The organism is Leptolyngbya cf. ectocarpi LEGE 11479, from assembly GCF_015207065.1.
In the GTDB taxonomy this organism is placed as follows: Bacteria; Cyanobacteriota; Cyanobacteriia; order Phormidesmidales; family Phormidesmidaceae; genus Leptothoe; species Leptothoe ectocarpi.
The window spans coordinates 1-10,395 of sequence record NZ_JADEXP010000233.1; the positions used below are offsets into that span (position 1 = coordinate 1).

At 51.4% G+C, this 10,395-nt stretch carries 7 protein-coding genes; 1 reads left to right on the forward strand and 6 read right to left on the reverse strand.

Annotated features, from left to right (window positions below; genetic code table 11):
* A partial coding sequence (locus IQ260_RS20740; RefSeq protein ID WP_193995001.1) for a LamG domain-containing protein occupies positions 1–1,098 on the reverse strand: 1,098 nt, incomplete at its 3' end.
* Positions 1,099–1,911: 813 nt separating this feature from the next.
* On the opposite strand from IQ260_RS20740, the gene IQ260_RS20745 reads away from it, so the two are divergent.
* Positions 1,912–2,214: a pentapeptide repeat-containing protein gene (locus IQ260_RS20745; RefSeq protein WP_228016311.1), complete on the forward strand. Its 303-nt coding sequence runs from the start codon at positions 1,912–1,914 to the stop codon at positions 2,212–2,214.
* A 35-nt stretch (positions 2,215–2,249) separates the two neighbouring features.
* Here IQ260_RS20745 and IQ260_RS20750 read toward each other — a convergent pair whose 3' ends face one another.
* The 5 genes from IQ260_RS20750 to IQ260_RS20770 all read right to left on the reverse strand — a co-directional run.
* Entirely contained in the window at positions 2,250–3,395 is a 1,146-nt protein-coding gene (locus tag IQ260_RS20750) for an NAD(P)/FAD-dependent oxidoreductase (RefSeq protein ID WP_193995003.1), read from the reverse strand.
* A 59-nt stretch (positions 3,396–3,454) separates the two neighbouring features.
* A complete protein-coding gene (gene psbQ / locus IQ260_RS20755; protein WP_193995004.1) occupies positions 3,455–3,928 on the reverse strand; it encodes a photosystem II protein PsbQ in 474 nt (157 codons plus the stop codon).
* A gap of 107 nt (positions 3,929–4,035) precedes the next feature.
* A complete protein-coding gene (locus IQ260_RS20760; protein ID WP_193995005.1) occupies positions 4,036–7,812 on the reverse strand; it encodes a CHAT domain-containing protein in 3,777 nt (1,258 codons plus the stop codon).
* 164 nt (positions 7,813–7,976) lie between these two features.
* Complete coding sequence (locus tag IQ260_RS20765; RefSeq protein ID WP_193995006.1) at positions 7,977–8,993, reverse strand: NAD-dependent epimerase/dehydratase family protein; 1,017 nt, start codon at positions 8,991–8,993, stop codon at positions 7,977–7,979.
* Between the two features lie 356 nt (positions 8,994–9,349).
* Positions 9,350–10,395: cation:proton antiporter (locus IQ260_RS20770; RefSeq protein WP_193995007.1), on the reverse strand; the 1,046-nt coding region annotated here is incomplete at its 5' end.

Here is a 10,395-nt window from a genome sequence, read left to right on the forward strand (position 1 = left end):
CTCCACCGCAGATAGGGCGAAGAGCGCATTTTCCCGGTCGGCACCGGGAATAAGCTGCGGCCGAGCTTGCTGTAGATTGTAGTGAAATTTGAAAAGCTCGTTTAATCCCTGCTGTGGCGCTGTGGTGAGTCTATTCTTACCCAGGCTCAAAAATTGACCGTTAGGCGCTTTGATCATCCACTTGCCAGTAAATGGTTCGCTAACGGTTGACCAAATACGGATCGACTTTGGAAAGCTCTTTAAGCGTGTAAGGCGCATATCTGGCAGGTTTGCATAACACTTTTGAGCGATTCCCCCAAAATTATTTTGCTGGTATAAGGTAATGCCGGTATTGTTACCCACCCGCAGCTGCTTAAAGCTACTGGAAAAATGGGATAGATCCTCAACATTTTGAGTCAGAATGACAGCGGCGTTATCGGTACCCACCAGTTCAATTTCACCTTCGCGCAATGGTGGATTCGCGGGTGGAACCAGGGCCTGAATCTCGGCATCGCTGAGAGCTGTGTGGTAGATGCGCAGGTCTTCGTATTGGGCGTTCGGAGTCCCCCGTCTTGAATGCCCCAGCTTCACATCGGCGTTGTTGTTAATGTTAGCCACACCTGTTTTTGATGTGGCTTCCGCTGCGAGTACCCCATCAATGTAGATCTTGATTGTGCGTCCTTTTCTCACAACGGCTACATGAAACCAGGTTCTATTGGATGCCATTGATAGACGCTTAGTCGCAACTTTCACATAATGCTTGGCCTTGCTATTTTCATCGACATGGAAAAATATTTTTCTATCAGATAGCCGCACGGAGAAAAAATTACCATGTCCTTTCATCGCTTGGTCGCCGATGACATCTAATTCGTTGTCTCCATGGGTACTGATAGTTCGCATGCCAAACGCCACAGTAAAGTCGCTGGTGCCGAATTGACCAACCTCTTTACCTAAATTGACATGGGAATCTTTGCTGAGTAAATGAATAGCATTGCCAATGCGGCCATGTCCCTTCAATGCAGACTTAAAAAGGCGTGATTGAACACTATTGACAGTATCTACAGTTGTTGTTCCTTGTCTCTCATTAAACTGCCAGTGGTATTTAGGTTGAACTGTCATGGTATTTCTGTTGTGAATTGTTGTGGGCTATAAATACTTGAACCTTAACCACATCAAAACCAGCGTCTTCTTCGAAGAAAACTCTCAGGCTTGAAATTGAGTTTGGCTTAAATAAATTGGTACACTCTTTAGAGGTATTTAGGTCCTTAAAGAGCCACGCAGAAGATTACTTCCATTTATGTTGTTTGGATTCCAGAAACCATGAAAAAATGTTTTTGGAATCTAGAGTGAGAGGATGTTGACACACTTAAATGCCTTTATTAGACGGTCATAAGTGTTGTTTCAAATATTCTTTTTTAGGTAGAGCACAAAAAATAAACAAACAATTGCTTTTCAATGGCAATCCCATACGTGAGATTTTCACGTATGCATAAAGCTGGATACGAATACAATTGATTGTCAGTTATGGATACGAATAATAGTTAAACTTGGATGACTTTAATTTTTAGCACTTGTCGAATGTTTTGTATTTAAATTAGACAAACCACCACAAAGCAAGCGCTCTATACACCAAGCCTTGATGTCCAACGTGAACCTCCTCATATCAATCAATAGTTACCTATTTGACTATTAATACGAACGAGGGGGCGATTTGGATTAAAAATATTTAAGCGGACACGGATAAAGCCCCTGGCCTTGACGCCTAACCCTACGCAGGAGCGGATCGAACACGGTACATGTGCTTGGAAACTTGGGAGCCCTTTATTAACGTTCATAATTCAAGGCTTAGAGCTTGAAATCCCTGCTAATACTAGCTAAAATCGCATATCTGAGAATTATGGGCAAGCGATGAAGCTACTGCGGGTATTGAGCATGACAATTATCCTATTGGTGCTGCTCCAGGCTGAAGCACCTCTGAGGGTAGTCGCCTTGCGGGTCACCAAACATTGCGCTGGCTGTCGGTTAAAAGGAGTGCGTATTCGGGAAGCTGATTTATCAGGTGCCGATTTGAGTAATGCCGATCTCAGATGGGCACATTTGGAGTCTGTTAATCTCAACCATGCTAATCTCCAAGGGGCCAATTTACGCAACGCCCGTTTGTACAACGTGACAACTCACGAGACAGATTTCTGTGGTGCCATTCTCATGGACGCGGTGAAGGGTTATTGTGACTAACCTTCGTTACTGCCCATTGGGATAAAAAGTCGAGCCTATGGGTTTTCTGCAGCTTCCACCGTGTCTTCAACGGTTGTCGTTAAGCCCAGCAGCTCTGCCACAGTCATGGCTGTTCCCGGTGCCAATAAAACACCATTACGGTAGTGGCCTGTGGCTAAAATCACATTCTCATACCCGGCTAAGGGCTTGATGACCGGTGCCCCTTGACCCTGGGGCCGAGGACGTAGACCGCTCCACTGCCGTACAATCTGAGCCTCGGCGATGGCTGGACAGTAGCGAATGGCTAGCTGGCGCATCTGCTCTAGTCGCTCTGGGTCGGGTACTAGCTCCACATCCAACGGTAGCTCCACGGCTTCGCCACCGGGGGGAAATTCGACCGTGGCTCCCAGCCAATAGCGATTTTGCCCTAAGGACACTAAATGGACGTCATAACCGCTGATTACGGGTTGAAAATCATCCTGCCCCAGGGGCTGATCTAGCTCGATTTCCATGGCTTGTCCCAGCACCGGAATCATGGGTAGTGGTTCTGTCCCCAGTTGGCTCAAGTCGGCTGAGTCCAGACCGGCTGATAGGATCACCCAGTCAACATCGAGGGTTTCTTCGGGCAGCTGCAGCTGAGAGCAACAACCAGAGCGCTTATTGAGGCCTAAAACAGGGCTTTGCCAGTGGGGGGTGACGCCTCGGCGTTGGGCGGCTTCCACTAGGGCCAGGGTCAACTGTTGGGGATGTACCTGACCATCCTGGGGAGAATAAATGGCAGCGCTGATCGTCTGCGCGTCAATCTGGGGGCAGCGCTGACGGAGCTGATCTGGGGACCAAATTTCTAAGGGATATCCCTGGGTTGCGCGCTTGGCCTGTAGCGACTGCCAGCGGGGGATCTGTTCTGGGTCAAAACATAAGCTCAGCAGCCCTTGAATGTGGGGAATGGGATACCCCAGCGTGGCCTCTAATTCAGGAATTAAGGTTTTATAGCGCTCGATGCTATCGCGGCGCAATCGCCAGTTACGGCCTTTGATTTTATGGCTAATAATTCCCATTAAAACGCCCAAGGCTGCTTGGGTAGAGCCTTGGGCGGGATTGCCTTGATCGATGACATGAATGTCTAAATGACTGTGGCGACTTAGTTCATAGGCTAGGGTAGCGCCGATAATCCCACAACCAACAATAGCAATTCGTGTCATGTGTACTGGCTAAACGATATCTAGCGGGTTCTAGATAGATAAGGTGGTTTATTTATAGCCTATGCCGCTGGTTGGTCTGCTGTTGGTACAAGATTGAGCAGAGTGCTCAAATCTTTGGCAAAGCGAATATAGGCTGCATTGGTGCGACTGCCATCATAGGCACTGACGGCAGTACTCATGGCTTCGAGATCGCTCGAAATTTTATCGGACAGGGCTAGGGCCTCAGCTTTATCAGATGGCAACAGCTGATAGGCTAGGCGGTTCATCTGTTCTCTGAGGGTACCCAAGGGACCGTGGATAAAGTTGTCGATATTGACCCAGTTTCTTTCACGAACGTAGCCCGCTAGCTCAGGCAACCGGTCTTTTGACGTTTGAATGCGGTCGGCATAGATGGTGATCTGAGCGATCTGAGCGGCAGAGTAAGTTGGTGGTGCGGCGGCCTTATTGCCAGAACTACAGCTGACGAGTAGGGTTGCGATCGCAACCAAGAAGACTGCCATAACCGAGCGCGCCAGTGATCGAAAGCGTTCCATACCTGCAATACCTCCTAAAAGTGCGAAATCTGATGTGCGGTGGTACTCCCGCATCAAACCCAGCTAATTATAGTACGCTACCCAGCTCAAATCAGCTGTCCATCGGATTACCAAGGACTACCAATGGTGGTGAACGAAGCCCAAAAATAAGGATGGGAAAATAAGCTGCTATCAATGTCAGCCAGCGTAGGCGGCAGTTCCAGGGTGCCGCCTGACCAGATGAGCTGGCCACTTTCCACTCGAATTTCGCCATTGAGCATGGCTAGCTGCGCTTGCCGCAGCGCTTCTGCTTTAATGGGTTCGGTTTGGAGACTGGTGTAAAACTGGGTCATCAGTCCCGCCGTGCCCACGTCGTCTACTTTCCATAGGCTAGCCATAGCGGTTTTTACCCCGGCTTGTACCGCAAAGCCGGCAAAGCCCAGCTCAGCTTCCACATTGCCTAGGGCAGTGCGACAGGCACTGAGCACCATCAGTTCTACGGGCGGATTATTAAGACCGAGCTGCCGCACCTGGTCTAGGCTCAAGCGCTGATCCCAAAACTGGATATAGGAGTTGTTGAGGCTACCCGCCTTAAACTCACCGTGGGTGGCCAGGTGGACGATGCCATAGGGTTTGCGGGCGCGGTTGGCCACCAGAGAATCGGGGGTAAAGGTTTCATTGATGACAAAATCACCGGGCCAGAGTTCTTCAGCAATGGTGCTCAGCTCAATAGGCACAGCGGGTAGCTCCGGCTGGTCTTGAAAATCAGACGCCCCCATGGCCAACACTTCTGTGTCGCGCACATCCACATAGCGCATATCCGTCAGGCTGACGCTGGGCATTAGACCCACGCTGTAGCGCTCAATCAGAAACCGGTCGCCATCGTGAAGGGCGGAGACGGGGAGCGATCGCAACCCCGGTGGCATCACAAAGGCCAAACTGGTAATCCCCCGACTGAGCAGCTCGGCCTCAATGGGCTCAATCAGCCAGGAATGCAATTCTTGAGCCGAACTGAGGTATGTCCGGGTACGCACTCGCCCCCGATTGGTCACGTTATTGCGGAACTGCTGAGCAGTTTTGAGCACCTGCTCATTTTGTACCGACAACGTTTTTAGAATGGGTGTCCCTTCCGGTGTAACCACCACGATCTCTAAAACATCGGTGGGTTGGATGGTGGATTCCGCCTTAGCCTGGGCAATGGGATTGTTCAAATCATTGGGCACAAACGAAACATAGACAATGGCGGGCGGTTCTCCGGTTTCCTCCGCAATTCTTGATAGCTCAAGCTGCAGCTGGGGCAAATCGGGTTTGGGATGTTCGTCCTCTTCTAGGTTGAGATAAGCGCGAAACTCATCGGTATAGTTGTCTTCATTGCGCAGGATGGCACCCTCTGCTCCTGGAATCAGCTGTGGATCAACGGTGAGTGGATTGCTGGGGTCTTCCGTCCCGGTTAGATCAGGGCGGGGGGTGGGGGTAATGCAGTCCGCTTCACAGTCATCCACATCCGGAAAATCTGGGTCCGGATCTGGGTCCGGGTCCGGGTCCGGGTCCGGGTCCGGATCTGGGTCTACAGGCAGCTCTCCAGTCAAAATCGAAATATCTCCTTGCACCACACTTTCTAGAAACGATTGGACAGGAGCTATCTCATCGTTTGTGGCCACAATGGCATTAGCTGTCCCATTGGTGGCATCACTTCCTATTTCAAACGGGGTTGCCCCATTGCCACCGTGGGTGATGGTAACCTGGCCTTTGCGACTAACAACACTGGCAAGCTGTTCTATCTCTCCGGTTTCTGAGTTTCTAATTTCAAAACTGCCTGAGGCTCTAAAAAATTGTGGTGTTGTCACCGTAATGTTGTCATCAGCAATCAAAGAACTGACTTCGATATCCCGGTTGCTAGTGAGGGTAATCCCGCCCCCACCAAAAATATCTTCAGTGATAACAATGCCGGTGTTGGCAGTATTGCTAGTTCCGTTGACGGTGAGCAGACCACCATCGCTGAAAATACCGCCCTCTACAACTACTGCCGTATCGCTGTCGCTTTGGCCAACAAGGGTAAGGTCTCCATCGGCATTGATCCTAGCGCCGCTGTTTACACGGATACCGGGGCTACCGCTGGCAGTGCCGGTAAAACTGACTGCCCCTGTCGCTGTGCCGCCCAAACCGCTACTTTCTTCCGTGGTAATAACATTGTCAGCCGCTACGATAATGGCGGTCGGGTCGGCTACACCGGTTAGGTTAGTACTGTTGGCGGTCACCGTCAGATTGCCCCCGGCGGTGTTAATCACACCAGAGGAGGGTTCGCCGTCAACTTGCACGTCAAACACCACCTGACCGTTGCCAGTATTGTCGGTGTCCGCCGCCAAATTAATATTTAACGGTCCTGTCTGGGTCTCAGGTGTGATGGACCCATTGATAAAAATGCTGCCCGCCGCCTCAAGCGAGAGGGTGGCTTCTTCTCCGTTAGCAAAGGTGAAATCGGTTTCTAGGGAGATATTGCCAGTTTCGGTACCGCCGTCGCCAGTCGTGACCCTGACGGTGCCGCCACTGTTGAGGGCATCTTCGATAATAAAGGCACTGACCAAGGCCGGGGATGATATGGCGACAAAGGGATTGGCCGGATCAAAGCCTTCAAAAACTTCCCCGCCCACGATTCTCACGTCAAACGGGTCGATCAGCCATGTGCCTGCTGTGCCCAACGGGGCAGAAAGATCGGGACTATCGCCCAGGGTCAGCCCCCTAAGGCCACTGGTTTCTACTAGACCCCCATCACCGCCGTTAGCACCGCCGCGCACTAAAAACTGTCCCAGGGCATGGGTGGTCTGATCGCTCCAGACGATAATCTCTCCGCCGTCACCGTTGACCGTGGCGCTGGCATCGACCACTGAGTCAGCGCTGACGTAGGTGAGCTGAGCATTGGGCAAGGGGCCTTGTCCCTGGTAACTACCACCGATGCGGATAGTGCCTCCTCCATTGGCACTGCTGGCATCCAGCAAACTGTTGGCGACAGCAACGGTATCGCCCAGCAGGGTAATCTGATTGGCGCTCAGGGTACCGTTAACCAGGGTGGTACCAGGTGTGTCTGGCAGGGTTAGCGCCCCATTGACTAGCTGGATGGTGCCGTCGGCACCTAGCTGCAGACTGTTGACGGTATCCCCAGCACCGGTCAAGAGTTCTGGCAATGTCAGGGGAGATAGGCCGCTGGGGGCACCGCTGGGGGCTATGTCATAGCTCAGGAGTGAACCGGTGGGGCTAAGACGAATGAGTTGCTCCTGTGGGACGGCTGCGATCGCAACCTCTCCAGCTGACACCGTCCCTGTCGATACCGCTGTCCCCCCCGCCAGCGTCAGGCTGCTATTCTCGCCTAGGCTCAGATCCGCTGTGTTGATCACCGAGCCTGAGCGATTAAGCCGAAATACTAATCCGGTGGGGCTACCCACCAGGCTGGCATAGTCGGGGGTGCCGATCACGTCCAAGGTACCGTCAGCAAAGGCTAACCCATCGGCGGTCGAAACACTCAGATTCCCCGGCAGTGCCAGTGTTGCGTCTGGGCCAAAGACTACGCCCACCGGATTTAACAAAAATAAATTGGCATTACTGCCGGTCAGACCCAGCTGCCCATTAATCACCGACGGGCTACCGCCGTTGATCCGCCCCACCACATTCACCACATTAGGCTGCGTTACAAAGGTGGCTGCTTCTGTAGCCGTCAGGCCAAACTGCTCAAAACTATGGAACAGATTCTCACCATCGTTGGAGGGGGTGCCCCCTGTAATCTGCTGGTTACCGTTGACATCGGTAACGGTGGTGTTAGCACCGTTAGGGACTATCTGTGCCCAGCCAGCGGACCCGCTGGCCAGCAGACCCCCGACGATCAAGATCGCACAGCTTTTGATAGGTGCCATCGATAACGCCTCCAACCGACATAGCAGCTTTCATCTTGCCTTATCTTCCCGGTGTTCTGCATTTCTACCGGACTATCCAAAGACTCTTACATAATGCCTCGGCAAACTTTTTGGGGTATCTATGTACAGGAGGTAAAGATCGTGGGGTCAAGGTTTTCCAACGGCTAGGAGTCCTGACGCATATACCCATTTTGTTGATACCACTGCACCGTATCTTTAATCGTGTCTTTAAACGGGCGATAGGTGGTTTTTAGGCCCTGGGACGCTTTAGACGCATCAAACCACTGTCTCGACAACATGATTCTGACCATGTGACTGTGGAGAAATGGTTTCTTGCCCTGGAGTCGCCCTAGCAAGTTTTGGAACAAGGCCCACAGCCGCACAGCAAATCGGGGGAGCTTTTTGCTGGGAATAGGCTGACCGCTGACCTCAGAAAGGTTATGCATAATTTCGCTGACCGAGTAATAGCCACCGGTCACCAAATAGCGTTCATTGGGTTGTCCCGAATAGACGGCAGAAAGCATAGCCATGGCTACATCACGGGCATCCACAATGGGAAAACCACCGCTCGGCACCAGGGGAGCATTCCCTTTTAAAAAGTTCAGAATAAAGCGCCCTAATTCTGTCGGAGCGGCATCGTTTGGCCCAAGCATGCCCGCCGGTAAAATCAATACGACCGGTAAATCATGGGACTTTAGAAAATTAGAAATGGCTTCTTCCGCCATCAACTTACTTTTAAAATAAGGATTTTTATAGTTAAATTCTTGGAACGGTGTGGACTCGTTACTGGGAGCCCCGCCCCGGATAATGCCCACGCAGCCACAGGCACTGCTTGTGTATATCACCTTAGAAATCCCCGCTTTTTCGGCGGCTTCGAGTAGATGGATGGTGGCATCTACATTAATGGCTTTTAGCTGCTCCCAATGATTGCCATAGTCAAAGGATTCGCGAAAATAGGAGGCCGTGTGAAACAGGACATCGCAGCCCTTCAAGTAGTGGGCAAAGTCACCAACTTCCTGTAAATCTCCCTGAATAACTTTGAGACTTGGATGCTCCCCTAGTAACTTACTGGCTTTAGTCAATTCACGCGTTAGCGCTATGACCTCAAACCCTTGATCGAGTAGCAAACGGGTCAGATTGCTACCGAGCAGACCGGTACTGCCAGTCACAAACGCTTTCATAAAAACTCCTAGAACAAACTGGCTGGATAGTATTCATGCCGTTACAGGCATGAGAACCGACTCTGTTAGCTAAGCTAAGTCGGTATTTAGTTTAAGGCATGGCCCCATAGAGTACCGTGCAAACCATTCTCAGCACCCCTGCGCCAGCACCATATACAAAGTTCAATTCCTGTAATCCTGACTCAATAAAAATTTAAGTGATTAAATTTAAGGGTACTTATAATTTTCCCCGACACAACATTGAGATGACAAATGGGAGCTATGGGTTCCTCAAGTATGTAGAGGTATGACGGACGGGGCCTCGCCAAGCGGGTTAAGGATGGACTTTAAATACCCCGTAGCCACCTCAATTCCCCCTAATCTACCAATACATCCTGTAATAAGGGAGCCAGTTCATTTTTTAGCTGCCCGGCTCGAATAAACTCGGCGTAGGTGTCGGATTCAATGGCCAGCAGCTCTTCTCTGATTTGCTCGGCGGCAAATTCTTGCAGATCGGGATTGCTGACTTGCATGGCTTGCATTTCCTCCTGCAGCTTGTCTACTTGCCCTTGTACCAGGGCCAGCTGATAGCGCCCAAATTCGTCATCGACTTCCTGACGTTCCATCAGTTCTTTGACCCGGTTAATGACTCGGTTGAGCGCTACCCGACGGGCAATACCTTGCATATATTTTTGTCGCAGGGGCTGCTGATCTCCCAGTAGGTTGAGCACCTCTAGCAGCGGCTTGGCGGTCAGGCCCTGTACCAGCAGGGTGAATAACATGACGCCAAAGACGATGGCGATGATTTCTTCTCGCTCGGCCAGAGCGGCAGGTACACTCAGGGCCAGGGCCACCGAGACGGACCCGCGCAGCCCTCCCCACCACAGCACGGTTTGACCTTGCCAGCTGATGTCTTCATTGTCGGGGGTGACCATGTTGCTAAAGAAGCTGAGGCCAAAGACGCTGATCAGCCGGGCCAGGAGCATGGTTGCGATCGCAATCCCAATGGAGTCTATATAGGTGCTCAAACTGCTGAACTGCACCTGATCGCCAATCAGCAAAAATACAATGGAGTTGACAAAAAAGGCCAGAAACTCCCAAAACTCCGACACCACCAGCCGAGTTCTGGGGTTCATGCCAATGCGCGAACCAAAATTACCCAAAATCAGCGCCGTGGTTACCACCGCGATTACCCCCGAGCCCCCCAGTTCTTCCGCCACGATGTAGGTACCATAGGCGGACACCAGCGTTAGCGACTGCTCCACCAGCGGCAGGTCAAATCGCTGGGTCAAAAAGGAAATACCAAACCCAATCAGTGCTCCCACACTGACACCAATACCGGTAAAAACCAAAAACTGGGCAATGGTCACTGAAACATCAAACTGATCCACCCCCAGGGCGATCCCCAGCAGCAGGTTAAAGG